We start from the raw sequence: 25,814 nt of genomic DNA on the forward strand, positions 1-25,814 counted from the left end.
AGGTGTTGGAGTGAAAAGTCGGTAAACTTTTTATTCGTTGGTACAACACCGGGATATGGCGCAGCTTGGTAGCGCGCGTCGTTCGGGACGACGAGGTCGCAGGTTCAAATCCTGTTATCCCGACCAATGTGAGCCCCGCAAGAAACTTCGGTTTCCTGCGGGGCTCGTCCCATTTAACGGCCGTTTCGGGGAGGTCCAGGCCTGACGGTTAATTGGCTGTGGGGCCCGGCATCGGCCGGGCCCCACGCGAAGCAGGAATCAGTCAGGAGGTGCGAAGCTACTTCACCAGGTAGCCGCGCAGGTCGTCGAGCACCATCGAGGCACCAGTCGGGCCCAGGCCCAGGAACCAGACGTCGTCGTTCACGCGCTGCACGTTCCCGGCCTTGACGGCTTCGAGCTTGTCCCAGATCGGGCCCTCGAGCGCGGCCTTCTCGCCGGTGGCCTCCGGGGTGCCGTAGGAGGTGTAGAAGATCCAGTCCGAATCGGCCTCGGCCAGGTTCTCGGCGGAAATCTCCTTGGCGAGGTCTTCGATGTCCTGGTTGGCCGGGCGGGAGAACCCTGCGTCGTCCAGGATGACGCCGATCAGCGAGGCATTGCCGTACAACCGGATCTTCTCTGGCATGAAGCGCAGCAGGGAGATCTTCGGATCGCCCTCAACGTCCTTGTTCAACGCCGTGGCCTTGTCCTGGTAGGTGTTGAGCACCTCGACGGCCTTGGTTTCCTCACCGAGCGCGGCGGCGGCCAGCCGGAAGTTTTCCTTCCACGGGAAGCCCGGGCGGATCGAGAAGATGGTCGGGGCGATCTGCTCCAGCTGCGGGTAGAGCTTGTCGGCGCGCAGCTGGGAGCCGATGATCAAATCCGGCTTCAGCGCCGCGACGGCCTCCAGGTTCAGTTCCTGGATGGTGCCCACGGTCTTGGCGTCCTTGACCGCGTCGGCCAGGTAGCTGGGGATCGAGTTGGCGCCCTCGGTGGAGGGGATGCCGACCGGTGTGATGCCCAAGGACAGCACGGCGTCGAGTTCGCCGGTGTCCAGCACCACGACGCGCTCGGGCTTCTTGGCGATATCGGTGGTGCCGTTGGCATGGGTCAGCGTGCGCGGGAACACGCCCGGGGCCGTGCTGGCGCCGAACTTGGCGGTGGCCTCGTCCGCGGTGGAGAAGCGCTCCCCGCCGACGGCGACATCGGAGTTGCCCGGCGCGGTGTCGGTGGAGCCGCCGGCTGCACAGCCCGCGGTCAGTGCGATCAGGAACAGTGCGGCTGCCGCCTTGGCGGCGCCGAAGCGCGGCCGAAGGCTCGAAGAAATCAATTTCACCACACGAATGTATCCTATTGATGTTGCCCGTGCCTAAGCGGTTTTGTTCGAGGGCGATTTCGGCGCGGTAGTGTTGAACGGTTCGAAGCTAAGGAGACTATGCGTGGCCAGTACCACCCCAGCTGCGGTGAACCCCGAAAACGCCCAAGCCAGCGCTGAAAAAGCAGCCAGTGGCGGCTCGACGGCGACCGTGGGACCGCTGCTGCCCGCGAAGATTCCGGGCGCGCTTGCGCGTCGCATGGGCCTTTTGCTGTGTTTCGCATTGTTGCTGGTGTTGCTGGCGCTCTTCTCCCTGGCCGTGGGCTCCAAGCACATCGAGTTTGTGGCGGTGTGGCAGGCCCTGCTGGACCCCAACGACTCCGCCGACCACGCCATCATCCGCGACTCCCGCTTCCCGCGTGCCGTTTTGGGCATCCTGGCCGGAAGCGCGCTGGGCATCGCCGGGGCGCTGGTCCAATCCATGACCCGCAACGCCCTGGCCGAACCCGGGATCCTGGGCGTGAACGCCGGTGCCTCGCTGGCCATCGTCATTGCCGTGGGCACCTTCGGAATCAACGGGTTCAACGGCTACGTCTGGTTCGCCTTCGGCGGGGCGGTGCTGGCCACGGGCGCCGTGTACCTTGTGGGCATGGCCGGGGCCCGATCCAGCGACCCGGTCCGGTTGGTGCTGGCCGGGGTGGCCCTGGGCGCGGTGCTCTCGGGGATCGGCACGGCACTGGCCCTGGTGCATCCCTCGGCCTTCGACCAGCTGCGGGCCTGGACCATCGGTTCCCTGGAGGGCCGCTCCGCGGACGTGCTGGCCCCCCTGGGAATCGCGGTGCTGGTGGGCGTCGTGCTGGCGGCCTTCACCGGCCGCTCGCTCAACGCCCTGGCCCTGGGGGACGATACCGCCCTGGCCCTGGGCTACAAGGTGGGACGGGCCCGGGTGCTGATCCTGCTGGCCGTCACGGTGCTGGCCGGTGCTGCCACCGCTGCGGTGGGCGCGATCAGCTTCCTGGGTTTGATGGCCCCGCACCTGGCCCGTCGCTTTTCCGGGCCCGACGCCCGCTGGATGCTGGCCTACACCGCGGTGCTCGCCCCGATCATCCTGCTGCTGGCCGACGTGCTGGGCCGGGTCGTCATCCCCGGGGAACTCGAGGCCGGGGTGGTCTGCGCGTTCGTGGGCGCCCCGGTGCTGATCCTGCTGGCCCGCCGCAAGAAGCCGGTCGCCGTATGAGCGCCGGGCCGGAAGCCCGGGCAGCTTCCCGGGTCCGCATGCCGGGCCGGGCCCGGCGCCTGGGCCGCGAGACCGCGCTGTGCCTGCTGCTCTCGGCCTTGGCCGTGCTCTTCGCGCTGCTGGTGGTCGGCAGCGGCGACTACCCCATGGGCCCGGGAAAGGTCGTCAACGTCATCCTCGGCGGAGGGGAAGGGCTGGAGGGCACCATCGTGTTCCAGTGGCGTGCCCCGCGCGCCGTAGCCGCGCTGGCCTTCGGCGCCGCGCTGGGCGTGGCCGGCGCGGTGTTCCAGTCGCTGACCCGCAACCCGCTGGGCTCTCCCGACATCATCGGATTTTCCACCGGCGCCTACACCGGGGCGCTGCTGGCACTGACCCTGGTGGGCGGCAGCTTCCTGGCCACCTCGCTCGGTGCGCTCGCCGGGGGCCTGCTCACCGCCCTGGCGGTGTACTTCCTGGCCTGGCGGCGCGGCTCCCACGGCTTCCGGCTGATCCTGGTGGGCATCGGCATCTCGGCGATGCTCGCGGCCCTGAACCAGTGGCTGGTGCTGCGCGCGGAGATCGAGGTGGCCATGGCCGCGGCGGTGTGGGGAGCAGGAACCCTCAACGGGGTCGGCTGGCCGGTGCTCATTCCGGCGCTGATCGCCATCGTCCCGATCCTGGGACTGGTCCTGGCCGGCGGGACGACGCTGAACATGCTGGAAATGGGTGACGACACCGCCACCGCGCTGGGCGTGCGCGTCGAACCCGCCCGCCTGGCGATGGTGGTGTTGGCCGTGCTGCTGACCGCCGCCACCACCGCGGTTGCCGGGCCCATCGCCTTCGTGGCGCTGGTGGCCCCGCAGCTGGCCAAGCGGCTGAACCGCGCCGCTGGCATGCGCCTGGCCCCGGCCGCCTGCATGGGAGCGCTGCTGCTGGCGGCCAGCGACCTGGTGGCGCAGCGGCTCTTCGCCCCGGTGCAGCTGCCGGTGGGCGTGGTGACCGTGAGCATCGGCGGCATCTACCTGATCTGGCTGCTGGCCCGCGAGGGGCGGGCGGCCAACCGGATCTAGCCCTCGGTGGCGCGCAGCCAGGCCGCCGAGTTGGCACCCAGCAGGCCCCGGGCGGCCAGCGCCGGCCCGTCGGCGGCGGAAAAGAGCAGCGGCTCGCCTGCGGGCAGCGGCACCGGGGCCCCGGAGAGGTTCAGCACGTTGACGGTGTCCCCGTTGCGGATGGCCAGCACCCCGGGCAGCTGCGGGTTCGCGTAGAAGGCCAGCGATCCCAGCCCCAGGTCCAGCTCGCTGCGCAGCGACAGGGCCCGGCGGTACAGGTTCAGCGTGGAATCCGGGTCCTCTTCCTGCAGGTCGCGGGAGAACCCGGCCCAGTCTTCCGGTTGCGGCAGCCAGGTTTCCCCGGTGGGGGAGAACCCGCAGGCCGGGGCATCGTGCACCCAGGGGATCGGCACGCGGCAGCCGTCGCGGCCGATGCGCTCGCCGCCCGAACGCAGGAAGGTGGGGTCCTGGCGGCAGGCGTCTTCCAGCGTGGTGTTGTCGCCCAGCCCCAGTTCCTCGCCCTGGTACAGGTAGGCGCCCCCGGGCAGCGCGAGCATGAAGACCGTCGCGGCGCGCGCCCGGGCCAGGCCCAGCACGGTGTCGGGCTGCGGGTCGCGCGGGCCGATCCCGTCGCCCAGGTCCATGGCGCGGCCGTCGTACCCGAAGCGGGTGGCGTGGCGGGAGACGTCGTGGTTGGACAGCACCCAGGTGGTCGGCGCGTCCACGGCGTCGAAGGCCGCCAGCGAGTCGCCGATGACCTCGGCCAGGGCGTCGCGGTCCCACAGGGTGCGCAGGAAATCGAAGTTGAAACTCTGGTGCATCTGGCCCGGGGCGACCCAGTCGGCCAGCCGCGTCAGCGGGCGCACGTTGGCCTCCGAGCAGAGCACCGGCTCCCCGGGGTACTGATCGCAGATCTCCCGCCAGCGGGCGAAGACCTGGTGCAGCTCGGGCTGCCCGAACATGGGGGCCTCGGCGAAGGGGAAGCCGGGCCGCGGGGTGCCGTCCGGTGCCCCGCCCCAGTCGGGCAGGCCTTCCTTCTTGAACATCGCGTGGGCGACGTCGATCCGGAAGCCCCCGGCCCCGGCGTCCAGCCAGAAGCGCAGGGTGTTCTCGAACTCTTCCTGCACCGCGGGGTTGCGCCAGTTGAAGTCCGGCTGCGTCGCGTCGAAGAGGTGGAAGTAGTACTGGCCGGGCGTTCCGTCGGGGTTCGGAACGCGGGTCCAGCCCGAGCCGCCGAAGAGCGATTGCCAGTTGTTCGGCGGGGTGTTCCCTCCCTCGCCCAGCCCGTCGGCGAAGTGGAACATGGCCCGTTCGGCCGAGCCGGGTGCGGCGGCCAGGGCCGCGGTGAACAGGGCATGCTCGTTGGAGCAGTGGTTGGGGACGATGTCGATGATGATCTTGATGCCGAAGGACGCGGCGGTCTTGATCAGCGTCTTGGCATCCTCCATGGTGCCAAAGAGCGGGTCCACGCCCCGGTAGTCGGACACGTCGTATCCGGCATCCTTTTGCGGGGAGGGGAAGAAGGGGGAGAGCCAGATGGCGTCCACGCCCAGGGTGGCGATCTTCGGCAGCTCGGCGGTGATGCCGGCCAGGTCGCCCATGCCGGAGCCGGTGGAATCCTTGAAGGAGCGCGGGTAGATCTGGTAGATCACCGCGCGGCGCCACCACTGGTCGCCAGCCGATGGTCCGTGCAGCACCGGCTGCAACGCATAGGGCGAGGGATCTTGGGCCAGGGCATCCGACGCGTTGGGTGCGTCAAGGGGTAGCGACATGGTTCCAGCCTATCTACTTGTGGGGCCCGGGATCCTGCACAGGCCCGGGGTGTTGGCCATCGATCAGGCCGGTTGCGCGGTGGAGGTGGGCGGCACGAACCCGGTGGGGTAGAACTCGTCGGCAGTCGGAGTGCCGGCGGGCTCGTCGGCGCCGGGCAGTTCGAAGATGCGGGTCACCGCTGCCTGGACCTGGGCTCCGGGGTGCTGGGCGATGGTGGCCAACCCGTGCAGTTCGCCGAGCTCGTGCCCGTCGATGCCGATTGCCGAGAAGTCCCCGGGCAGCGACAAAACCAGGTAGCGGGCCGCCCTGATCGCGCCGAAGGCCATCTCGTCGGAGGCGCAGAGCAGCGCGGTGGGCCTTCCGCGGGGGTTGGACAGCAGGCTGCGGACCTTTTGGCAGGCACGCCCACGGGGGTCGAGCCCAGGTTCAACAGCACCAGCACCCGGGGTTCCCGAATCCCGGCCCGCGGGCTGGGGAGCCACCCGGTGGCGGCATCGCTGAAACCCAGCGATCGGGTCGAATCGTTTCGGGGCAGCGGGACCCGGCAGCCGTCGCGGCCCAGGCGCTCGCCGTTGGTGCGCGCGCCTGGGCCGGGTCGCGTGGCGGGGCACATCGTGGTTGGACAGCACCCAGGTGCCCGGCGCCCCGACCGCGTCGAAGGCCTTCAGCGAGCGGGTGGTGATGGGCTTGAGCGCGCTCGCGTCCCCGTCGGTGTGCCGGAGGGGGAAGTTGAAGGACTGGTGCATGTCATCCGGGCGCACGTGCCGGTCACAGAGGTGCCAACCGCGCCCGGGCAAAGCTGTACAAGCCGTAGGCGATGAAGCCGGCGCCGACAAAAAACAGCAGTGCGTCGCCGAAGGGCAAGTCGTTGAGCGACTTCAGGGCGCCGTCGAGACCGCTGGCATCATTTGGCTTCACCTTGATTGCGGCCACGATGAACAAGAACCCCACCGCAATGACGGCGACGCCCTTGGCAACGTACCCGGTCACGGCCAGGACCACGACGGCCTTCCCTGCACCACCGGCCGGAAGCCGGATGTCGTCACGAAACTTTTGGCGCAATCCCTTGTACACGAAGTAGGCCCCAATGATCGCCGTGATGACCCCAACGCCGATGAGTAGCGCCTGGCCGCCGGGAAGGGAGAGCAAGGTTCCACTGGCCTGACGCGTGTTGGAAGCCGAGTTCGCCGGCTTCCTGAGGGCGATCGAAAGTGCGGTCCAGGCCAATGCCAGGTAGGCCACCGCCTTGCCAAACGACACCAGGCTTCGGGCCCAGCGCTTCTTGGATGAAGACCCGATTCCGAGCCCCGCCTGCAGCAGCAGCCACAGTCCCAGGGCGGCGAGTCCGATTGCGGCGATCCACACGGCGATCATTCCACCGGGCAGCTTGACCAGTTGGGCGAAGGCGCCCGACTGGTCGGTTTCCCCGCCGTGGTGCAGTGCAATGCGGATGGCGATGTATCCGATCAGGAAGTGCATGAGGCCGCTGGCGGCAAACCCGATGCGCGCGATCGTGGAAAGCGCTGCGCTGTTTCCAACGCGGCTGGCGGCTCGGCGGGCTTCTCCTCCGGCTCTCACGTGCCATCGACCTGATTCTGGGAGTACTCGCCGCGGACCGGTTCGCCCGGTATCCTCACGGTTCTCGCAGTGTCCACCGCAATGACTGCACCGAGCATCACGAGGGAAACGGCTATTGATGCCGTGGTGTCGCTGATCCAGTGGTAGCCGAGATAGAGCCGGCTGGCGATTTGGGCCAGGGTCCCTACGATGGCCACGGCGAAAAGCAGCAGCGTGACCAACATCCTGCGCTGCCGGCTGGCGATGAGATAGGCAAGGATGAGCAGGAAGTCTGCTGCGCCGATGACATGGCCCGACGGGAAGGAAAAACTGGTGTCGGCTTGCAAGAGCATGAGATCGACCGGTGGCCGCGGATGCCGCACCACCGGGAGCAACGTCATTGCGATCACCATCCCGATGGACATGGCCGCGGCAAGCAGCAGTGGCCGCCAGGCGTGTTTTGCCAAGATGAGCCATACGACAACGACAATAAAAACAATGATCGGCATGGCGATAGGCCCGAAGACGATCGTCAGGATGATCATGAATCCGGTGATCGACGGCTGGCGCCGGGCCATGAACCACTCGTTGACCGGTTGGTCGAAATGCTGGAACCCGGTATGGCCCAGAACCCCGAAGAGCATCACGAAGAACACGGTCAGACCCGTTGCCACCAAAACCGCAGAGGTGGCGTAGAGCCGACGCCGGGTGGCGGCCGGCACAAAGCGCTCCTCGACCACGAATTTTTGGCGCCATCCGGATCGTTGTCCGGTGTCGTGCGGCACCGGGGGTTGCCCGGTTTTCTTCTCGTCTTCCAAAGGGTTCTCCGTACTCGATCCGATGGCATTTCCGACAGCGCTTGGCCTCTTGCGGTAAGTATGCCCCCCATTTGGTTTGCTCGGATAGTGTTTGGACCCGCCTAAGCGAATGGAACTACACCTTCAAGCGGGCGACACACCGAGTAAATAGTCAGAAGGCCCTAAGCATCCGCAAAATCGCTTGACACATCTCATCGGTATAGGCCTTCGGGTCCTTCGCCGGGACGGGAAGCGCCGCGAGATTGGTGCGGTAGATGCTCTCGGCACTGTTCCCGAATCACCCGGCCGGTTCACCAAACGCCTTTTTGTCCTGTCGCAACACGGCAATGAAAGCCCACTTGACGAGCGCCGCCGGGATGAAGATGAAGCCGGGTGTCAGGACGAGCAGCAGAAGCGAACCGCTGTAAATTCAGGTGAAGTGCTTGCCGAAGCCGCTGGACTTCTTCGACGCAGTTGCTGGTTACGGTGTTGGCGCGGATGAAAAAATGGACACCGTTCCGCCAAGGTCGAATGACAATGTTCAAGGCGCAACAGGATCCGGCCACGCAACAGACTTCGTGTCTCGAGGCGCGAAGCAATTGATGTGGGGCGGCACGAGTAACGGCCGGCAATACTCTGCTTGGATTTGTCAGACAGTCATCAGGGGACAAGGAGCCTGGTAGAAAAATCGACCATATTTTGTTCGTCTGACAGCCGGAAACCAACCCAACGATTCAGGCCGGCTATGCGCCCGTTGACTGCTCGTCCGGGCCCAATACCAGCCGGGCCTCGTCCCTGCGGTGGCGCAGCACCGCCTCCACGTAGGAAGCGACGGCCTCCTCCATGGGCACGTTGGAACCGCGGGCCTCGGAAATGTACCAGCGGTGCTCGAGGACCTCGTGCACGATCTGCGCCGGTTCCAACTTGCCGTGGAACTCGCGGGGGATCGCGCCGGTGATCCGGTCAAAGACATCGGTGACCCAGTGGGCCGCGGTGAGCTCCTCATCCAGGTCCGGGTGCTTCTTGGCCCGGTAGGCATCCATGTCGTTGAGCAGCCTGCGGGCCTGGCCTTCCTCCACATCCAACCCGGTGAGCCGCAAGAGCCGGCGGGTGTGGTGCCCGGCATCGACGACCTTGGGCTGGATGACCAGCTGGCCGCCGTCGGGGGAGGTCTTGAGGCTGATCTCCTCCACGTCGAAACCCAGTTCGTTGAGCCGGCGAATGCGCTCGTCCACCCTCCAGCGTTCGGACAGGTCGAAGGATTCCTTGTCGTTCAGCTCGGCCCAGAGCCCGCGGTAGGAGTGCAGGATGTCCTCGCTGGTGGCCACCGGATCCACGGTGTCCTCGATCAGCCCAGCCTCCATGAGGTCCATGAGTTCACCGGCAATGTTGACCCGGGCGATTTCCAGGTCGTACTCGCGCTGCCCCGAGGACAGCTCCGGGTACAGCTCGCCGGTTTCGGCGTCCACCAGATATGCGGCGAAAGAACCGGCATCGCGGCGGAAGAGGGTGTTGGACAGGGACACGTCACCCCAGTAGAAGCCGATCAGGTGCAGGCGGACCAGCAGCAGCGCCTGTGCATCGATGAGTCGGGTGAGGGTATCGCGGCGCAGCTTCTGCGAGAACAGGGCGCGATAGGGCAGGGAGTACTTCAGGTGCCGGGTGACCAGCACCGGGTCCAGGTCGTTGCCCTCGGTGTCCTTGCGCCCGGTGATCACCGCGACCGGTTCCACGCAGGGGGCGGCCAACCGGCGCAGCTTGCGCAGCATGTGGTACTCGTGCCGGGCCACGTGTTCGCCGGTTTCCTTGATGGCGATGACCGCTCCGCCCATCATGGCGAAGCGCACCACATGCCGGGAGATTCCGCGCGGCAGCGGGGCCAGGGTGTCGGCCGGCCAGTCCTCCAGCGGGAGCTGCCACGGCAAATCCAGCAGGCCGGGGTCGGCAGTGGCCGCGGTGATCGACAGCGAGCCGGACACGGCCGGGGTCGAGGAATTCCCGCGCGGCAGCTTGCCGGACTGGGCATGGTTGGTGGGTTCGTCGTGCCAATTGGCGGTGTGGCGGATCATGGCGTGGATGCCGTTTCTTGCTGCGGTGGGGAGGGGGGAAATGATGGAGATGCAAAGGCGGCCGTACCCAGCGCTGGGCTGAATACGGCCGCCATTGGCCGTCGTCGTGAAAAACCACGACGACAGGCAGGGAGGTCTAGGCCTCGCTGGCCACCTGTGCGTGAGCCCCGCTGCTGGCCGGCTCGGCCAGGCGTTCGCCGGAGTCGGTGTCGAAGAGGTGGACGTGTCCGACCTTCGGCAGCACGTGGATGGTTTCGCCCTTGAACGGGGGCTTGCGGCCGTCGACGCGCACGACCATCTGGTATTCGGTGCCGCCCACAAAGGTGTGTCCGTAGACGTAGGCGTCGGCGCCGAGTTCCTCGACGACGTCGACCTCGACCGAGAGGCCTTCGTCCGCACCGACCTGGTCCAGATCCTCGGGACGCACGCCCAAGGTCACCGAGTTGCCGGTTGCGGCCTGCAACGTTGCCGAAGCGACCGGGTAGATGGTGCCGCCGAAGGCGACACCGCCGTCGGCCACCGGAAGCTCCAACAAGTTCATGGCAGGGGAACCGATGAAGCCGGCGACGAAGACGTTCTGCGGAGTGTCATAGAGTTCGCGCGGGGTGCCGACCTGCTGCAGCAGGCCGTCCTTGAGGACTGCGACGCGGTCGCCCATGGTCAGTGCCTCGACCTGGTCGTGGGTCACGTATACCGTGGTGACGCCCAGACGGCGGGTCAGCGACGCGATCTGCGTGCGGGTCTGCACACGGAGCTTGGCATCGAGGTTCGACAGCGGCTCATCCATGAGGAAGACCTGCGGGCTGCGCACGATGGCCCGGCCCATGGCAACACGCTGGCGCTGGCCGCCGGAAAGAGCCTTCGGCTTGCGGTCCAGGTAGTCCTCGAGGTCAAGAAGCTTTGCCGCTTCCTGCACGCGTCGTGCGCGCTCCTCCTTGTCGATGCCCGCGATCTTCAGGGCAAAACCCATGTTGTCGCCCACGGTCATGTGCGGGTAGAGCGCATAGTTCTGGAAGACCATGGCGATGTCTCGGTCCTTGGGCGGAACGTTGGTGACATCGCGGTCGCCGATGAGGATGCGTCCGGAGTTGATGTCTTCAAGGCCGGCGAGCATGCGCAGGGTGGTGGACTTTCCGCAGCCGGAGGGTCCGACAAGAACCAGGAATTCGCCATCGGCGATCTCCAGGGAAATCTTGTCAACGCTGGGCTTGGTGGCACCCGGGTAGGTTCGGGTGGCTTGGTCAAAAGTTACAGATGCCATGGGCCAGCAATCCTTTCACGGGCAGGTACGTGCCCGACGATCCGTAGTGAATGGAATCACAAGCTTCTCATATCAAGGATGGATTCCAAAAGGGCAGGCAATTCCCCGGGCCCATTAAGTCGGAATTGTGCCTTGGATTTCCCGGACCCGATTTTTACCCCGATATCCCCGGGGCGCAACGCGGCAAAGGCGTCCTCGTCCGTGACGTCGTCTCCGGCAAAGAACACGGTTGAGGCGTCGGCGACCTCGCGCAGCCAGTTCAGGCCGTCGCCCTTGGTGCCCACCAGCACACTGGCTTCTAGCACGGCCTTGCCGTCCAGGGCCTGCAGGTTCTCGATTCCATCCAGTTGCTCATGGGCGGCGCGCAGCGCCGCGGTGGCAACCTCGGGTGCGGCCTGCCGCACGTGCAGGACGATCGAGGCGGGCTTGTATTCAAGGGTGGTGCCCGGATTGGCTGCGCTGATGGCTTCCAGTATCCCGGTGGCCTTGGCCAAGGCGGCGGTTTGCGAGCCGCTGAGATCAATGTGTTCGTCCTCGGCGCCGAAGATTTCCGGTGCCCAGCGTTCGGTGCCGTGGCTGCCAACCAACAGGGTTTGCTCGGGCGGTCTGCCCACGGCGCGCAGCGAGGCCAGGTCGCGGCCGGAGATCAGCGCGGTGACGGTGTTCTCCAGGGCGGCCAGCTTGGCCAGGGCCTCGGAGGCGGCAGGCAACGGACGCGCGTCCTCGGGACGGTCGACCAAGGGCGCCAAGGTTCCGTCGAAGTCCAGGGCAACGAGCAGGATCGGGGTGTCGACCAGGGATTCGATGGCATCGGCGAGGTCGGGAGTGATGGGACCCATAGTTAACCAGCTGATCCTTTCAGGCAGTTGAAGCGGGCATGGAACGAACGCCCGGGCCGGGGCAGGTTTCCCGGCTTGGCCCATGGCAATGGGTGCAAATGCAATGCGCGGGTGCTACGGGAAGAATTCCCGATGTGCACCCGCGCCAAGACATCTTCAAGCCTAGACCAGCGTGTCCACCGGCAGCGGGGAGGCCAGCGAGGAGAGGAAGGTCTGGGACCATCGGGCCACGTCGTGGTCGCGCAGGTGCCGGCGCATGCGGCGCATCCGACGCGCCGAGTCCTGCGGATCCATCAGCAGGGCGCGCATGATCCCGGACTTCATGCCGTCGATGTCGTGCGGGTTCACCAACACGGACTGGGTCAGTTGGTCCGCTGCACCGGTGAATTCGGAGAGCACCAGCATGCCGGTGTCATCGGTGTGGGCCGCCACGAACTCCTTGGCCACCAGGTTCATGCCGTCGCGCAGCGAGGTCACGAGCATGATGTCGGCGGCCAGGTACAGGGCAATCATTTCGCGCATCGGGTACGAATGGTGCAGGTAGCGGATGGCCGTGTGCTCCATGGTGTCGTGCTCGCCGTTGAGGTTGCCGACCATGAGCTCGACCTGGTCCTTGAGCTGTTGGTAGCGCTCGACATTCTCGCGGCTGGGGCTGGCAACCTGCACGAGGCAAGCCTCGCCGACCGTGATGTCCCCGTCGGCCAACAGCTCGCCGTAGGCCTTGAGCCGGTGGCGGATGCCCTTGGTGTAATCGAGCCGGTCCACGCCCAGAAGGATGGTCTTCGGGTTGCCCAGTTCCTGGCGGATCTGCTTTGCCCGGGCGATGATCTCCGGATCGTGCGCGAGCTCCGCGACCTGCTGGGTGTCGATGGAGATCGGGTGCGCCTCGGCGCGGCAGATGTTGGAGCTGGAGCCACTGGCTTCGGGCGATGCCGGCGGGATCGCCAGCGAGCCCTTGACCGTGCGGTCAGTGTAGCGGCGCATGCAGCGCAGGAAGTTGCTGGCATCGGCGGTGCGCTGGAAACCCACGACATCGGCGCCGGCCAGCCCTTCGAGGATCTGCTTGCGCCAGGGAAGCTGGGAGAAGATCCCGGGGGACGGGAATGGAATGTGGTTGAAGAAGCCGATGCGCAAGTCCGGGCGCGCCTCGCGCAGGAGCTTGGGCACGAGCTGCAGCTGGTAGTCCTGCACCCAGACCGTTGCACCTTGGGCGGCAATCCTTGCCGTGGCGTCGGCGAAGCGCTTGTTGACCTTTTTGTAGTTGTCCCACCAGGTTCGGTGGAATTCTGGCGGCACGATCACGTCGTGATAGAGCGGCCAGAGAGTCGAGTTCGAGAATCCCTCGTAGTAGAGTTCCAGGTCCTCCTCGTCCAGCGGGACGGGGATGAGGTGGATCCGGTCGTTTTCGAATGGCTCGAGTTCCTCGTCGGTGGCTCCGTGCCAGCCGACCCAGGCTCCGTCCGATTCCTGCATGACCGGGGCGATGGCGGTTACCAGGCCTCCGGGGGAGCGGCGCCACGACAGCTCGCCGTCTTCGCCTTCCACCCGGTCCACTGGAAGTCGATTGGCCACCACGATGAAGTCGTAGCTTTGTTTCTCGCTACCGGATTTATATTCGGTCTTCTTATCCGTTTGCATGTTGACCCTCCGTTCTAATACTCAAGATTGATCTTGAGCTTAGGGTAACTACGTGATGTAAGCGACACGGCGGCGCTAAGCTACGCGACCCCCGTACCCTAAACTGGTTTGGTCGGGGGAGTATCATTTCAATCTTAAAGGACGTTTTGACCTATGGCATCGAATAGCCAGCGGCCGAGCAAGGCCGAGCGGACCGCAAGCGCGCGCGAGCAGGCACAGAAAATGCACGCGGCACAAGAAGCTGCTGACAAGCGCAAATCCCTGTTCATCAAGTTGGGCGTCCTAGTGGCGGTGCTTGCCGTGATTGCGTTGGTCGTGGCCCTCGTCCTGCAGAAGAACTCGGGCACTGTTGCCGACACCGGCGCGGTGCCGAAGGGCGGCAACGCGGCAGGCGGTATTACGCTAACCTCCGACAAGACCCTTGCCGATACTTCCGGACTCAGCGTCGACATCAACAAGGTGGGCACGGCTCCGGCCCAAGGCGCGACGCCGACTCCGCGGGATTACAAGGCGGCGCCCAAGGGCGAACCGATCAACATGCTGCTGTATGTCGATGTCAACTGCGTGCACTGCGCCGACTTCGAGACCCAGTACGCGGACCAGATCAGCACCTGGCTTGCCGCAGGCGATGTGACTGTGGAGTACCGCAACGTCGCGTTCCTCGATGCGGGATCGCCGACCAATTTCTCCTCGCGCGGAGCCAACGCACTGGCCTGCGTGGCGGATGCGGCTCCGGCCTCGTACCTTCCGTTCTCCAAGGCAATGTTTGCGCACTATCCTGAGGGCGAAATGAAGAACAAGCAGCTGATCCAGCTGGCCAAGGACAACGGTGCCGATGTTGCCAGCTGCATCAATGAAGGCACCTTCCGCCCGTTCGCGAAGTTCACCGATGCGGCCGCCCGCGTGGATGCCATTGGCGGCACCCCGAGCGTGTTCATCCAAGGCAAGCTTTGGGATCCGAACGCCGAGCCCGACTTCGTTGCCGTCGTCGACGCCGCAATCAAGGCGAACAAGTAGCAACGTAGTTCCAGCATGAAGTTGGGTGGTTCGCAGTGTGCACGTGAACCACCCAACCGATGGAGCCGGGGCCGGCGGCTTTCACGCTGCCGGTTTCATCCTGCCGATGAATGTCGGTTACGCTAGTTCCTGCACTTGGGTCGTGTTCACACGGACCCGGGGAGCACGCCTCCTTAGCTCAGTTGGCCAGAGCATCGCTCTTGTAAAGCGAGGGTCGCCGGTTCGAATCCGGCAGGGGGCTCCACACCGCAGGCCCTACTTCCTTTCATCTAAAGGGAGGTAGGGCTTTCTGCGTGTCCGTTGCGGCCTATAGGACAAAAAGTGTGTCTGCCCCGGGTGTGTCACCCGGGGTTTCCACGGTCTGGCTTGGGTTTTAGCAGGGCCTGCCGGCCCATCCTTTTCTGGCCCAAAGCCCTTCCTCTGCGCTGTATCCCGTGCCCAGTGTTTCCGGTCCGACCCGTTCTTCCCGGTGCACCGCCTTGGGTGCCGGCTTCAGGTGCTCGGGACGGATGAGGGTGTGCGGCGCGGCGGGGTTTTCGGTGTGGGTGTAGAGCCACCATTCGACGGCGCGCTTGGCGTGGGCCGGCGGCATCCCTCGGTGGTTGCGCAGCAGGGCGCGCAGGTGCGTGTTGACCCCGCCCTCGATCCTGTTGGTCGTCGGATCGACGCCGATATCGGCCAGCTCCGGGTGCAGGTACGTGAACAGGTGACCGTTCTTGGCCAGGCGTTCCATCAGCCGGTAGGCCTTGCGCAGCCGGTCGTGGGTGTACCACCAGGCCTGGCCCGAACGGACCCCGGCTGGACGGAAACCGGTCGGGCCCTGCTGGTAGGTGCGCTGCTTGATCAGGTCCCCGTGCTCGGTGTTCCACTGGTTCAGCACCTGGACCCAGGCGGCGGCCTCCTGCGTGGTCTTCAGCCGCGTCAGGGCCAGCGAGATGCGGCGCAGCGCCTTGCCGGCGTCGGTGCGCGGCCGCAGGGTCAGGTAGGTGCGCACGTTGCGCTGGACGTGGACCAGGCAGCGCTGGATCCGGGTCTCGGGCCACGCCCGCGACAGGGCCGAGGCCAGCCCCGAGCCGCCGTCGATGACCACCGCCCGCGGGGCCGGGATCGTTTCCATCAGGGCCAGCCAGGCTGCCGACTTTTCCGTGTCGCACCACTGCCAGCCGATGACGTGCCCGTTGGCGATCGCTATCAGGCAGCACCAGCCCCGGCCCAGGTAGATGCCGTCCATCTGGACCTGCCCGTGGATCTCCCCGGTCACCGCGACCACGGGTTCGATGTTCCAGCACCACTGCGTGGAACGGCGGAAGGTTCGCCCGCCACCGGGTCCGATCTCGGCCTGGGAATCCTTGCCCATCAGCCAGGCCACGAACCGGTCCAGCTCGGCCCTGCGGGCCAGGTCCGCCCGCCTGCGCACGCTGCTGGCCCCGCAGTCAATGCACCTCCAGCGCTGGGTCCCGGCCGTCGTCTTTCCATTGCGCTTCAGACGAGATCCACATACTTCACAGTGCCTCGAATTTCCAGAACCATTCACGGTTAATGGCCCAAGGCTATAAGAAACCCCGTTCTGCCGCGCCATCGTTGGGATGCAGGCCCCTCATGGACACACTTTCTGACCTATAAGCCTCCGTTGCAATATGAAGGTGGCCTACCTTTTCTTTGTGCATCGAATTGCGGCCTAGAAGGCCCTTTTCGAAATTGCATGGTCAACTCAGATGGTTGATTGTGAGCACGGTGGACGTGGTTCGAAGCGTTGGGATGCCGTCGCGGCGAAGATCCAGGACAAAAACTGCTGGCTGGCCCACCGCTAACTGGTGGACAGCCAGTACCGTGATTGCCTCGGTGTCGCGGCGCAAGGGATCGGTCTCGGCACCATCCATGGACGGATGCACCGGAAGCTCCCCGGGCCAGCGGGTCAGGGTCGGCCCCTCGGGCCCGATCGCCAAGTCGTAGACGCTGCCAGTCGCTGTCGTGATGCGGCATGTACCTGAAGAGATTTCGGCGGCCATGCAGCGATTATTCCACGGTCAATTGCACACCGGGGGATGGTTGCAACAGGTTGTGGACAATCTTGGCGGGTCCCCGTCGTACCTAGTGATCGTGGGGTTTTGCCACCCAGAAGTCGGTGCGTCATCCCGAATTGGAAGAGCGATTTTCTGCCGTGCACGTACTCGGTTCCTGCGCCAAGTGGAGGACTGTGACCGCGGCGAGGGTCTACGCCGGTGCTGCCACCAGAAGCCGGAACACCATCTCGCCGGCCAGCAGGCCGTTGGTTGGTGCAGTTCCGGATTCCCCGGTCATCACATTCCGCTCTTTCCCGGCGCCTCCCGGAACGGTTGCCGGATCATGGTTGTTGTATCGGTGATTGCGGCAGGGAACCAGAGCCAAGCCGGGCCAGGACGCGGTTTTCCCGGTGGCTTACCCGAGGATCTTCATTTCTGCCAAGGCCCTTGCCACTGCAGCCCGCCCGTTGCCATCCAGTCCCCGGACGGGAGCGGGCAGATTGCCCGCGGAAACCAGGCCGAGGTCCTCGGCCACGGCAGAGGCGACCCGGTAGCTTCCAAACCGGGCCATGAGCTGCCACAAGGGTTCCAATTCCAGTGAAAGGGAACGCGCGAAATCCGCGTTGCCGGCAGTTGCCGCACGGGTGATCGCCAGGCACTGCTCGGGCAGGATCCCGGCAATGACGCTGTACCAGGCATCGCAACCGGCAAGAAGACCGGCTGCGGCGGCACCGTCGCCGCTGACACCGATGGTGACATTCCCGGGAACCAGGGCCCGGAGCGAGGAGACACGTTGCACCGCTTCGGCCGGGTTGGCCGGCACCGGCGGAATCTTGATCGATGCAACGCCGGGCAGCTGCGCAATCCGCGCGTGAAGCTCGTCGCTGAAGACCACGCGCGTGGTCGTCGGGTTGTCATAAACGACCAGCGGAACCGAGAGGTTCGCCGTGACATCCTCGTACAGGCCGAAGACCTCGTCATCGGTCAGGGGCTGGTAGCTCATCGGGGCCAGCAGGACGGCGGATGCGCCGCGATCCTGGGCATCGTCGACGTGGCGCAGCACATCCCGCGTGCGCAGGGCACCCACACCGGCGAGCACCGGGATGCTTCCGGCGCCGGCCACGGCCAGTTCCACGGCGCGGGCGCGTTCTGCCCGGTCCAGGTAGGCATAGCTGCCGGTGGAACCGAGGACACAGATGGAATCGACGCCCGCGGCTGCGACCCGTGCGACGAGACGCTCGAAGGCGGGCTCGTCAATGCCGTCATGGGCGAGCGGGGTCAGCGGAAAGGCACTGAGACCGGTGAGAATCGGTGATGGCTTCATGGTCACCGAGGATATAGCAATTTTTCCCGGATGGCCGTTGGCACGCAGGTCCGCGCGCGTTAGGCTGGGCGGATGAGCGAGCGGACGCGGCGCTTGGCCGCCCTGGGACTGGACTACCTGGTCATCCTGGCCTGGATGATCGTCCTGGGCCTGGTCACCGCGATCATCTTCCTGACCCGCGGCGAGCTGCCCGACACCTTGGGCAAGTTCGGTCCGATTGGCAGCGAGATCCTGTATTTCCTGCTGCTGACCTTCGTGGTCGGCATCTACCTCTACAAGACCGAGTCCGGCCCGCACCGCAGCACCTGGGGCAAGCGCCGGATGGGACTGGAGGTCACCGGCCTTGACAGCTCGGTGCCTAAGCCGACGAAGATCCTGCTGCGCACCATCGTGAAGCTCCTGCCGTGGGAAACGGCCCACTTCTTCATCTGGCAGTTGATGGGTGTCATCTACCGAGACGGCAACGAGGCCACGCCCCGGGCTTGGATCTTTGTGGGGATGCATACGGCGACGGCAGCAGCCATCGTCTACACCGTGATGGTGCTGGCCACGGGGCGCGGTCCGCACGACCTGGCCGCGGGCACCAGGGTCCGCTTGCGTGCGGTGCCCGCTTCCTGAAGTCCCGGGTCAGCTCCCGAGCGTGGAACCGCGCACCATGAGCGTGCTCTCGAGGGTGACCTGCTGCGTTTGAAGTTCCTCGCCGTCAATCAGCCGCAGCAGCTGCTCGGCGGCCCTCCGGCCCAGCAGCTCGCCGGGCAGGTTCACGCTGGTCAGGGACGGGGAGCTGGTTCTCGAGTAGGGCAGGTCGTCGAAGCCTGTCACGGCGAGTTCGCCGGGGATCGAGATCCCCGTGGCGCGCGCCTCCTGCAGGATTCCGTAGGCGTGGGTGTCGGTGGCGCAGACGACCGCGGTGACCCCTGCCTTCTTCCAGCGGGGCCAGGCCTCGGCAAACGCATCGGCGGCCAGCCCCACGTTGATGGTGGTGGCGGCCAGTGCGCCGGCGGGGATTTCCATGCCGAGTTCGGCAGCGGTTTCAAGGAAAGCGGTGCGGCGCAGCTCGAAGGTGGCGGTGCCGGTGGTGCCGTCGAGGTATGCGACCTTCCGGTGGCCGGCCGCGGCCAGGTGCCCGGCCACGAGTCGCGCGCCGTGGGCGACATCGAGGTTCACCGCCGGGACCTCCGGGCCGAAGCCGGGTGCGTCGAGCAGCACCAGCGGGCCGGGGGCCGAAAGCTCCTCGAGGAACGACAGTTCGGGAGCGTCGACCAGCAGGCCGGCCGGGCGCAGGCCCAGCAGCCGGCGGGTGTCATCGGCGCTGGGCAGCTGGCCGGCGTCGGTGACGGAGAGCAGCAACTGGTACTTGGAACCCAGCGCGGAGCGCACCCCGGCAATGACCGTGGCAAAGAACGGGTTGGAGATGTCCGGTGCCACCATGATCACGGTGTTGCTTACGCCCCTGGCCAGCGAACTTCCGATGCCGTCCACCACGTAGCCCAGGGCGCGGATGGCCTCGCGGACCTTGGCCTCGTTGGTGGCCGAGACCCGGCCGCTGGCCTTGCCGTTGGCAACCAGGGACACCGTCGCGGTGGAAACCCCCGCACGCTCGGCCACCATGGCGGCCGTGACCCGTCGCCGGCTCGGTGGGGTGGGCCGCGGCTTTTGGGTCGAATGCATGGCTTTTATCTTAGTCGAGGACCGGGCTCCGCGAACCGATTGGCGTCAAGCGTTTGACTAGGGTATTTCCCGGCGGGTAGTTAAGCGTTTGACGCGCGGGTGCCAAAGGTGCCAGAATTCCGGTGAAACAGCATTTCCTGTCCACGGCCGCAAAACCGCGGGCAGGAGTATCCCCGAAGATGTGGAGAACGACAATGGGTGCACCCATCGCTACAACCGAGCCGCGGAAGATCATCCTGGACTGCGATCCGGGACATGACGACGCCGTTGCCATCCTGCTGGCGCACGGCAGCCCCGCCATCGAGCTGCTTGCCGTCACCACCGTGGTCGGCAACCAGACCCTGGCCAAGGTCACTAAGAACGCCCTGTCGGTTGGAACCATCGCCGGCATCACCGGCGTTCCCTTCGCCGCAGGCTGCGACCGCCCGCTGGTGCGCACCATCGAAAACGCCCCCGACATCCACGGCGAATCCGGCATGGACGGGCCCCTGCAGCCCGAATCGGCCATCGAGCTGGACCCCCGCCACGCGGTCGACCTGATCATCGACACGATCATGGCCCACGAGCCGGGCACCGTCACCCTGGTCCCCACCGGAGGACTGACCAACATTGCCATGGCCGCCCGCAAGGAGCCGCGCATCGTCGAGCGCGTGAAGGAAGTCGTGTTGATGGGCGGCGGCTACCACGTGGGAAACTGGAGCGCCGTGGCCGAATTCAACATCATCATCGACCCCGAGGCCGCGCACATCGTCTTCAACGAGAAGTGGCCGGTCGTCATGGTCGGACTCGACCTGACCCACCAGGCTCTTGCCACCGACGAGGTCGTCGCGCAGATCGAGGCAGTGGGCACCGGCCCGGCCAAGTTCGTGCGCGAACTCATGGACTTCTTCAAGGCAACCTACAAGGACGCCCAGGGCTTCGACTTCCCGCCGGTCCACGACCCCTGCGCCGTCGCGTACGTCATCGACCCGACCATCGTCACCACCCGCAAGGTGCCGGTGGACATCGAGCTTGCCGGCACCTTGACCCTGGGCATGACGGTCGCCGATTTCCGCGCCCCGGCCCCGGCCGACTGCCACACCTCGGTGGCCGTGGACCTTGACCACGAGCGCTTCTGGAACCTCGTGACCGACGCCCTGGTGCGCATCGGCGACGTAGAGCTCGCAAGCGCATGAGCACCCTGACCGAGAAAGCCACCGGCACCCGCGGTGGCGCGGTGGCACTGACCGCCGCCCTGCTCACCGCCTGCGTGGCGTTCCAGCTCAATGCCTCCATGCTCAGCCCCGCGCTGGTGACCATGGGCGAGGAACTGGGCACCGACCAGGCCGCCATCGGCCTGTCGCAGACCTGGTTCTTCACCACCGCCGCGCTGTTCTCCCTGTTCCTGCCCCGGCTTTCGGACGTCGTGGGCCGCAAGCGCATCCTGGTCATCATGATGCTGCTGACCGCGGTCGGCTCCGTCGTCGCGGCACTGGCCCCGAACATCGGCTGGCTCTTCGCCGGGCGCATCATCCAGGGCATCTCCGGGCCCACAGTCCCGCTGGCCCTGCTGATGCTGCGCAGTGCCGTGCCCAACCCGCGCCGCTACGGAACCCTGATGGGCCTGATCCTCGCCGTCAACGGCGGGGTCGCCGGCGTCGATTCCTTCCTCGGCGGCTACCTGGCCGAGAACCACGGCTTCCGCTCGATCTTCTGGTTCATGGTCGTCCTGGCGGTGCTGGCCGCCGCAGCGGTGGCCCTGCTGACCCGCGAGTCCAAGCCGCAGGCCGGCACCAAGATGGACTGGCTCGGGGTGTTCTTCATCGTGGTGGCCGTCGGCGCGCTGCTCACGGCCCTGAACGAGGCAGCCAAGCTGGTCTCGGGCATCGACCCGGCCACCGTCATCCTGTCGCTGGTCCTGCTGGCCGTGTCCGCCGCGGCGTTCTACGGCTTCTGGTCCACCGAGAAGCGCGTGGCCGAGCCCATGGTGCAGCTCGAGCACCTGCGCCAGCGTGCCACCTGGGCACCGCTGCTGACCACGGTGCTGACCATGACCGGCATCTTCGCGGTCATCAACGGCATCGTCCCGGCCTACGTGCAGGCAGCCGGTCCCGGCTTCGGCGTCGGCCCCACGCAGACCGCGCTGCTGATCCTGACCCCGTACGCGCTGCTGGGCTGGATCTTCGGACCCGTCAGCGGACGCCTGGCCCCGGTCTGGGGTTACACCTTGGTGCTGCGCATCGGCATGCTCGGCTCGGTGGTAGCGCTGCTGGTCATCGTGTTCTTCGGCATGGATTCGCTGCCCCTGATGGTTGCCGGCACCGCGCTGCTGGGCATCATGTATGCAGGAACCGCCAACATCATGCTCAACGGCCTGGGCGTGGTGCTCTCGCCCAAGGGCAACCCCGGCTTCCTGCCGGGCATGAACGCCGGGGCCTTCAACCTGGGCGCCGGACTGAGCTTCCTTGTGCTCCCGGCAGTGCTTGTGGGAACCTCGTCCCTGGGCGACCGCGCTTCCTACGTCACCGTGGTGGTGGTCGGCCTGCTCATCACCGTGGCCGCCTTCGCCGCCTCGTTGCTGATCCCCAAGCCCGTCGACGCAGAGGTGAAGTAGTTGGATACCCAAGCCCCGGAGCACCAGCCCGGCAAGATCGTGGTGGTCGGCTCGCTGAACGCGGACCTGACCATCTACACCGAGCGCCTGCCGGCCCCGGGGGAGACCCTGCACGGTACGGGCTTCACCGTGAACCCCGGCGGCAAGAGCGCCAACCAGGCCGTTGCCGCCGGCAAGCTCGGGGCGGACGTGTCCCTGGTGGGCGCCGTGGGCCGGGACGCCAATGGCACCATGCTGCTCGAGTCCTGCACCGAGGCCGGCGTGGACATGTCGCACGTGCGCCGGGTGCCGGGCGTGGAGACCGGGGTCGCGGTGGTGACCGTGGATGCCGCCGCGGAGAACACCATCGTGATTTCCGCCGGCGCCAACGGGACCCTGTCCCCGGAAGACGTCGCGGCCGCCGGCTCCGCCTTCGAGAATGCTGCGGTGCTCTGCCTGTGCCTGGAGGTGGGCCTGGACACCGTCGAGGCCGCTGCCCGGGCCGGAGCGGACGCCGGGGCCACGGTGCTGCTGAACCTCTCCCCGTACGCACCCATCCGCCCGGGCCTCGCGGCCCTTTCCGACGTCTTGCTGGTCAACGCGCACGAGGCCTCCCAGTTCCTGGACGGGGAGCAAATCCCGGGCCCCGATGCCGAGGCCCCGGCCTGGGAACCGGTATTGGAGCACCTGGTGGCCCGCGGGCTGCCCAGCGCCGTGGTGACCCTCGGTGCCGAAGGCTCGGTGGTGCTGGATTCCAGGGCGGAAGCGGGCAAGCGCATCGTGCGCATCGCCCCGACCCGCGTGGACGCGGTGGACACCACCGGTGCCGGCGACGCCTTCACCGGCGGGCTGGCCGCACGCCTGGCCGCCGGCGACCCGCTGGCCGAGGCAGCCGCCTTCGCCTCGGTGGGCGCCGCACTGGCGGCCACCAAGAAGGGCACGCAGGCCGCCTACCCGGCTGCCGCCGAGGTGTTCGCCAGGCTCAACGCCTAGCCGATTCCCGGCCCGTTGCCAGGCCCGTTCCCGATCCCCCGGGGACGGGCCGCCACCCAAGCGCCAGGTCCCTCCCGGTCCCTTCCCCGGGAGGGCCCTGGCGCTGGTGCGTTGCGGCAGGGGTTTGGTCCAGGACCAGCGTCTAGGTGTCAGGTCCGTCCGCGTAGTGCAGGACCAGGGCGACCGGGCGCCGGGTGACCGATCCGGGCACTTCCAGCTCGTGGGTCATCACGCCCATGTCCGCGGAGCATGGCCCCTTGTTTCTTGGCAACACCAGCTCCAGCCGGCCAGCAACAGGGCAGCCAGCAGGACCGAAACCTGCCCTGCGCCGCGCAGTGGCTTCTTCATGGGGGCGCCGCCTTTCCTGGAGACTGCTCAGCGCAGCGGCATCGCCGTGCCTTCCAGGGTGATCGTGCCGCGCCCGCGCACGCCCTGGAAGCTGTATTCGCCCCAGCGTACCGATTGCGACTGCTGGTGCCCCACGGCATTCCAGTCCCAGCCGAGTACCGCGGGGGAATCGTGGCCGCATTGCGGCGGATAGGACTCCATGACGGTCGTGCAGTACACCGGACCGCTGCCGTCATCCAGCACCATGCCGGCGAAGGCCCGGTCGGGCGCGGGTGAAAGCGCGAGGAGCAGCGCGAGGACAGCAAGCACCAGCGCCACCGGCGTCATCACGTAGCGCTCCGGCTTGGACCGGGAGATCGCATTCATCGCCACACCGAGGGCCAGGTAGGCGAACACGACCCAGATGCCGACCCGGGAGAACCCTGCGGGAAACAACTCGATGGCGCCCGTCCGGTCCAGGGCGAGCAACGCGATGAACCCGTAGACCAGCACGGAGAACGCCGAAGCGATCCGGAGGGGAACCGGCAGCGAGTCCGGATGCCGCCCGCCCCACGCGAACCGGCCCCACGGGGCGCCGAACGCCAGTGCCAGCTGGAAGAGGACCAGCAGGGCGAGCACTGCGGTGAATACGATGGCGATGGTCATGTCCCGAAGCCTACTCGGCTCCGGCACCTGGGGATATCGCGAGGCGGCCGCTGATCCTGGCGGGAGTGTGAGCCGCGCCCGGAACCGGGAAAAACGGGTACAGGCACGGATGTTTCACGCCGAACCCGCGGCGTACCGTAGCTGCCATGAGCCAGACACCAGCCAGCCCCCGGGGTGCAGGAACCGCGCCGGAAGCGGCACGCCGCACCTACCTCTTCGCGCTCAAGGACGCGGGCGGCACCGTTCCGCCGGAGCTCGGAGTCGTCCGGCGGCTGGCCCGCCGCGGGCACGAGGTCGTGCTGCTTGCCGACGATTCCATGGAAGACCAGACTGCCGGGGCCGGGGCCTCGTTCCGTTCCTGGACCGATGGCCACACCGGAGAGGTCCGCGACTGGGCGCTGCGCAGCCCGATGGCACTGGCCCGGGACATGTTCGAAAACATGATCGGGCTCCCGGCCCCGCAGCAGGCCCGCGACACCGCGGAGGCCATCGACGAGGTGCGGCCGGACCTGGTGCTGGCTTCGTTCTTCGCCTTCGGCGCCATGGTGGGGGCCGAGGCGCGCGGGGTTCCCTTCGACGTCCTGATGTCCAACACCTACCCGCTGCCCGCCAGGGGCATGCCGCAGGTCGGCACCGGCTTCACCCCGGCGAAGGGGCCGCTGGGTGCACTGCGTGACCGGATGACGTCCTTTGGCACCACCAAGCTGGCCAACAGGTTCGCTCTGGGCCCGTTGAACGCATTGCGTGCCGAACACGGGCTGGCCCCGGTGGAGAACACGTGGGCCCAGGTGCATCGCGCCAGGCGCCAGCTGATCCTCACCTCCTCGGCCTTCGACTTCCCCGCCGAGCTTCCGGACAATGCCCGCTACGTGGGGCCGATCCTCGATGATCCTGCCTGGACCTCCAACGCCCCGTGGGCGCCGCCCGCAGGCGAGGCGCCGCTGGTGCTGGTGGCCATGTCCTCGACGTTCCAGAACCATGTGCAGTGCATGCAGCGGATTGTGGACGCGCTCGGGAGCCTGCCGGTGCGCGGGCTGGTGACCACCGGCCCCGCGGTCGACCCCGGACAGATCCATGCGCCGGCCAATGTGGCGGTGGTGGCCGCCGCACCCCACCACCAGGCCATGGCCCGGGCCAGCCTGGTCATCACCCATGGAGGGCACGGCACCGTGGTCAAGGCGCTGGCGGCGGGGGTGCCGCTGGTCATCCTGCATCACGGCCGTGACCAGTCCGGAAACGCCATCCGCGTCACCTCGCGGGGCGCCGGCGTCGCGGTGTCCCGCCTTGCCTCGGCCGGCACCATCGCCAGGGCTATCACCAGGGTCTCGGAAAACGACGACTACCGCCTCTGCGCCCGGCGGCTCGGCGTGGCCATCGCCCGGGATGCGGCCGACGAGTCGCTCCTGCTCGAGCAACTGGAATGGTGAATGCCCTTGGCCGCGAGGTGATGGTGCCGCGTTCAACGGACCACAGGCTTGTTTATTTAGTACAAATATGCGACAATTAGAGACCTCCTCAAGGGTTGCTAGAAGAGCGTGAGCAGTCGAATTGATTCGTACCGCCGCTCAAAATCCCATGCGGACCCAGGGGAGGTTCGGACGGTGGTCCCGGGATGCATTGGTCAAGGCCGGATGCAGCGCTGATGGCAATGCCAACTTATCCCGAGCTCCGCAAACGGCCGCCTGGATCGGACAACACCGGGGGTGTGCCGTGCGATTCGATGAGGCAAGCCTGTCGGAATTCATTGCCGG

Annotated in this window: 23 protein-coding genes and 2 tRNA genes; 10 read left to right on the forward strand and 15 right to left on the reverse strand. The window is 66.7% G+C overall.

Features of this window, described 5'->3' with window-relative positions; translation table 11 throughout:
- Positions 1–49 precede the first annotated feature (49 nt).
- Positions 50–126 (forward strand) — tRNA-Pro (locus tag FPY90_RS16865).
- A 151-nt stretch (positions 127–277) separates the two neighbouring features.
- On the opposite strand, the gene FPY90_RS16870 is transcribed toward FPY90_RS16865, so the two are convergent.
- Entirely contained in the window at positions 278–1,312 is a 1,035-nt protein-coding gene (locus FPY90_RS16870) for an ABC transporter substrate-binding protein (protein ID WP_498682280.1), read from the reverse strand.
- Between the two features lie 103 nt (positions 1,313–1,415).
- Between FPY90_RS16870 and FPY90_RS16875 the strand changes: the two genes are divergently transcribed.
- Positions 1,416–2,528: an iron chelate uptake ABC transporter family permease subunit gene (locus tag FPY90_RS16875; protein ID WP_498682281.1), complete on the forward strand. Its 1,113-nt coding sequence runs from the start codon at positions 1,416–1,418 to the stop codon at positions 2,526–2,528.
- Positions 2,525–3,577 carry a FecCD family ABC transporter permease gene (locus FPY90_RS16880; RefSeq protein ID WP_498682282.1) on the forward strand — a complete coding sequence of 351 codons (1,053 nt, stop codon included), beginning with the start codon at positions 2,525–2,527 and terminating at the stop codon, positions 3,575–3,577. Before FPY90_RS16875 ends, FPY90_RS16880 begins: the two co-directional genes overlap by 4 nt.
- On the opposite strand, the gene FPY90_RS16885 is transcribed toward FPY90_RS16880, so the two are convergent.
- From FPY90_RS16885 to FPY90_RS16920, 8 genes are all read right to left on the reverse strand, one after another.
- Positions 3,574–5,328: a glycoside hydrolase family 13 protein gene (locus FPY90_RS16885; protein WP_498682283.1), complete on the reverse strand. Its 1,755-nt coding sequence runs from the start codon at positions 5,326–5,328 to the stop codon at positions 3,574–3,576. The two genes, FPY90_RS16880 and FPY90_RS16885, sit on opposite strands and share 4 nt — an antisense overlap.
- Positions 5,329–5,391: 63 nt before the next feature.
- On the reverse strand, positions 5,392–6,075 hold the full coding sequence (locus FPY90_RS16890) for a substrate-binding domain-containing protein (RefSeq protein WP_498682285.1): 684 nt from the start codon (positions 6,073–6,075) through the stop codon (positions 5,392–5,394).
- Positions 6,076–6,097: 22 nt separating this feature from the next.
- Positions 6,098–6,907 carry a DUF1206 domain-containing protein gene (locus FPY90_RS16895; protein ID WP_498682286.1) on the reverse strand — a complete coding sequence of 270 codons (810 nt, stop codon included), beginning with the start codon at positions 6,905–6,907 and terminating at the stop codon, positions 6,098–6,100.
- Positions 6,904–7,704, reverse strand: coding sequence for a phosphatase PAP2 family protein (locus tag FPY90_RS16900; protein ID WP_498682289.1), 801 nt, complete (start codon positions 7,702–7,704; stop codon positions 6,904–6,906). The genes FPY90_RS16895 and FPY90_RS16900 overlap by 4 nt, the downstream gene beginning before the upstream one ends.
- 722 nt (positions 7,705–8,426) lie before the next feature.
- Positions 8,427–9,752: a DUF4032 domain-containing protein gene (locus FPY90_RS16905; RefSeq protein ID WP_498682291.1), complete on the reverse strand. Its 1,326-nt coding sequence runs from the start codon at positions 9,750–9,752 to the stop codon at positions 8,427–8,429.
- A 136-nt stretch (positions 9,753–9,888) separates the two neighbouring features.
- On the reverse strand, positions 9,889–11,013 hold the full coding sequence (locus FPY90_RS16910; RefSeq protein WP_498682292.1) for an ABC transporter ATP-binding protein: 1,125 nt from the start codon (positions 11,011–11,013) through the stop codon (positions 9,889–9,891).
- A gap of 56 nt (positions 11,014–11,069) precedes the next feature.
- On the reverse strand, positions 11,070–11,852 hold the full coding sequence (otsB, locus tag FPY90_RS16915) for a trehalose-phosphatase (RefSeq protein ID WP_498682294.1): 783 nt from the start codon (positions 11,850–11,852) through the stop codon (positions 11,070–11,072).
- 162 nt (positions 11,853–12,014) lie between these two features.
- Positions 12,015–13,490, reverse strand: coding sequence for an alpha,alpha-trehalose-phosphate synthase (UDP-forming) (locus tag FPY90_RS16920; RefSeq protein ID WP_498682296.1), 1,476 nt, complete (start codon positions 13,488–13,490; stop codon positions 12,015–12,017).
- A 153-nt stretch (positions 13,491–13,643) separates the two neighbouring features.
- Here FPY90_RS16920 and FPY90_RS16925 point away from each other — a divergent pair, with 153 nt between their 5' ends.
- Together FPY90_RS16925 and FPY90_RS16930 are read left to right on the forward strand one after the other, a co-directional pair.
- Positions 13,644–14,507 carry a DsbA family protein gene (locus FPY90_RS16925; RefSeq protein WP_498682298.1) on the forward strand — a complete coding sequence of 288 codons (864 nt, stop codon included), beginning with the start codon at positions 13,644–13,646 and terminating at the stop codon, positions 14,505–14,507.
- A 167-nt stretch (positions 14,508–14,674) separates the two neighbouring features.
- Positions 14,675–14,751, forward strand: a tRNA-Thr gene (locus FPY90_RS16930).
- Between the two features lie 129 nt (positions 14,752–14,880).
- On the opposite strand, the gene FPY90_RS16935 is transcribed toward FPY90_RS16930, so the two are convergent.
- The 3 genes from FPY90_RS16935 to FPY90_RS16945 all read right to left on the reverse strand — a co-directional run bounded on the left by FPY90_RS16935 (position 14,881) and on the right by FPY90_RS16945 (position 17,834).
- Entirely contained in the window at positions 14,881–16,086 is a 1,206-nt protein-coding gene (locus FPY90_RS16935) for an IS1249 family transposase (protein WP_498682300.1), read from the reverse strand.
- 127 nt (positions 16,087–16,213) lie between these two features.
- On the reverse strand, positions 16,214–16,516 hold the full coding sequence (locus FPY90_RS16940; RefSeq protein WP_498682302.1) for a hypothetical protein: 303 nt from the start codon (positions 16,514–16,516) through the stop codon (positions 16,214–16,216).
- Positions 16,517–16,925: 409 nt separating this feature from the next.
- Positions 16,926–17,834, reverse strand: a complete 909-nt coding sequence (locus FPY90_RS16945) for a dihydrodipicolinate synthase family protein (protein WP_498682303.1) — start codon at positions 17,832–17,834, stop codon at positions 16,926–16,928.
- A 72-nt stretch (positions 17,835–17,906) separates the two neighbouring features.
- On the opposite strand from FPY90_RS16945, the gene FPY90_RS16950 reads away from it, so the two are divergent.
- The gene (locus FPY90_RS16950) at positions 17,907–18,452 is read left to right on the forward strand and encodes an RDD family protein (protein WP_498682304.1); all 546 of its coding nucleotides are present in this window, start codon (positions 17,907–17,909) and stop codon (positions 18,450–18,452) included.
- A gap of 9 nt (positions 18,453–18,461) precedes the next feature.
- Here the strand turns inward: FPY90_RS16950 and FPY90_RS16955 are convergent, their stop codons facing one another.
- Positions 18,462–19,505: a LacI family DNA-binding transcriptional regulator gene (locus FPY90_RS16955; protein ID WP_498682306.1), complete on the reverse strand. Its 1,044-nt coding sequence runs from the start codon at positions 19,503–19,505 to the stop codon at positions 18,462–18,464.
- A gap of 194 nt (positions 19,506–19,699) precedes the next feature.
- Between FPY90_RS16955 and uriH the strand changes: the two genes are divergently transcribed.
- The 3 genes from uriH to FPY90_RS16970 are packed head-to-tail and all read left to right on the forward strand — an operon-like array spanning position 19,700 to position 23,070.
- Positions 19,700–20,680 carry a uridine-preferring nucleoside hydrolase UriH gene (gene uriH, locus FPY90_RS16960; protein ID WP_498682308.1) on the forward strand — a complete coding sequence of 327 codons (981 nt, stop codon included), beginning with the start codon at positions 19,700–19,702 and terminating at the stop codon, positions 20,678–20,680.
- A complete protein-coding gene (uriT, locus tag FPY90_RS16965; protein WP_498682310.1) occupies positions 20,677–22,098 on the forward strand; it encodes a uridine transporter UriT in 1,422 nt (473 codons plus the stop codon). The genes uriH and uriT overlap by 4 nt, the downstream gene beginning before the upstream one ends.
- Positions 22,099–23,070: a ribokinase gene (locus FPY90_RS16970; RefSeq protein WP_071216378.1), complete on the forward strand. Its 972-nt coding sequence runs from the start codon at positions 22,099–22,101 to the stop codon at positions 23,068–23,070.
- 142 nt (positions 23,071–23,212) lie between these two features.
- Here the strand turns inward: FPY90_RS16970 and FPY90_RS16975 are convergent, their stop codons facing one another.
- On the reverse strand, positions 23,213–23,341 hold the full coding sequence (locus FPY90_RS16975; protein WP_286135581.1) for a hypothetical protein: 129 nt from the start codon (positions 23,339–23,341) through the stop codon (positions 23,213–23,215).
- A gap of 104 nt (positions 23,342–23,445) precedes the next feature.
- Entirely contained in the window at positions 23,446–24,063 is a 618-nt protein-coding gene (locus FPY90_RS16980; RefSeq protein ID WP_071216377.1) for a hypothetical protein, read from the reverse strand.
- Positions 24,064–24,209: 146 nt separating this feature from the next.
- Here FPY90_RS16980 and FPY90_RS16985 point away from each other — a divergent pair, with 146 nt between their 5' ends.
- Positions 24,210–25,490, forward strand: coding sequence for a glycosyltransferase (locus FPY90_RS16985; RefSeq protein WP_498682314.1), 1,281 nt, complete (start codon positions 24,210–24,212; stop codon positions 25,488–25,490).
- The last annotated feature ends 324 nt before the right edge of the window (positions 25,491–25,814 follow it).

The sequence above is a fragment of the Arthrobacter sp. C2 genome (assembly GCA_024207135.1).
Classification (GTDB): Bacteria; Actinomycetota; Actinomycetes; order Actinomycetales; family Micrococcaceae; genus Paeniglutamicibacter.

What these genes read in the sequence shown, in the direction of transcription:
- FPY90_RS16880 (WP_498682282.1), top strand. Translation starts at nt 2,525, where the DNA reads ATGAGCGCCGGGCCGGAAGCCCGGGCAGCTTCCCGGGTCCGCATGCCG.
- FPY90_RS16885 (WP_498682283.1), bottom strand. Translation starts at nt 5,328, where the DNA reads ATGTCGCTACCCCTTGACGCACCCAACGCGTCGGATGCCCTGGCCCAA.
- FPY90_RS16890 (WP_498682285.1), bottom strand. Translation starts at nt 6,075, where the DNA reads ATGCACCAGTCCTTCAACTTCCCCCTCCGGCACACCGACGGGGACGCG.
- FPY90_RS16905 (WP_498682291.1), bottom strand. Translation starts at nt 9,752, where the DNA reads ATGATCCGCCACACCGCCAATTGGCACGACGAACCCACCAACCATGCC.
- FPY90_RS16910 (WP_498682292.1), bottom strand. Translation starts at nt 11,013, where the DNA reads ATGGCATCTGTAACTTTTGACCAAGCCACCCGAACCTACCCGGGTGCC.
- otsB (WP_498682294.1), bottom strand. Translation starts at nt 11,852, where the DNA reads ATGGGTCCCATCACTCCCGACCTCGCCGATGCCATCGAATCCCTGGTC.
- FPY90_RS16920 (WP_498682296.1), bottom strand. Translation starts at nt 13,490, where the DNA reads ATGCAAACGGATAAGAAGACCGAATATAAATCCGGTAGCGAGAAACAA.
- FPY90_RS16925 (WP_498682298.1), top strand. Translation starts at nt 13,644, where the DNA reads ATGGCATCGAATAGCCAGCGGCCGAGCAAGGCCGAGCGGACCGCAAGC.
- FPY90_RS16935 (WP_498682300.1), bottom strand. Translation starts at nt 16,086, where the DNA reads ATGGCGCGGCAGAACGGGGTTTCTTATAGCCTTGGGCCATTAACCGTG.
- FPY90_RS16940 (WP_498682302.1), bottom strand. Translation starts at nt 16,516, where the DNA reads ATGGCCGCCGAAATCTCTTCAGGTACATGCCGCATCACGACAGCGACT.
- FPY90_RS16945 (WP_498682303.1), bottom strand. Translation starts at nt 17,834, where the DNA reads ATGAAGCCATCACCGATTCTCACCGGTCTCAGTGCCTTTCCGCTGACC.
- FPY90_RS16950 (WP_498682304.1), top strand. Translation starts at nt 17,907, where the DNA reads ATGAGCGAGCGGACGCGGCGCTTGGCCGCCCTGGGACTGGACTACCTG.
- FPY90_RS16955 (WP_498682306.1), bottom strand. Translation starts at nt 19,505, where the DNA reads ATGCATTCGACCCAAAAGCCGCGGCCCACCCCACCGAGCCGGCGACGG.
- uriH (WP_498682308.1), top strand. Translation starts at nt 19,700, where the DNA reads ATGGGTGCACCCATCGCTACAACCGAGCCGCGGAAGATCATCCTGGAC.
- uriT (WP_498682310.1), top strand. Translation starts at nt 20,677, where the DNA reads ATGAGCACCCTGACCGAGAAAGCCACCGGCACCCGCGGTGGCGCGGTG.
- FPY90_RS16980 (WP_071216377.1), bottom strand. Translation starts at nt 24,063, where the DNA reads ATGACCATCGCCATCGTATTCACCGCAGTGCTCGCCCTGCTGGTCCTC.
- FPY90_RS16985 (WP_498682314.1), top strand. Translation starts at nt 24,210, where the DNA reads ATGAGCCAGACACCAGCCAGCCCCCGGGGTGCAGGAACCGCGCCGGAA.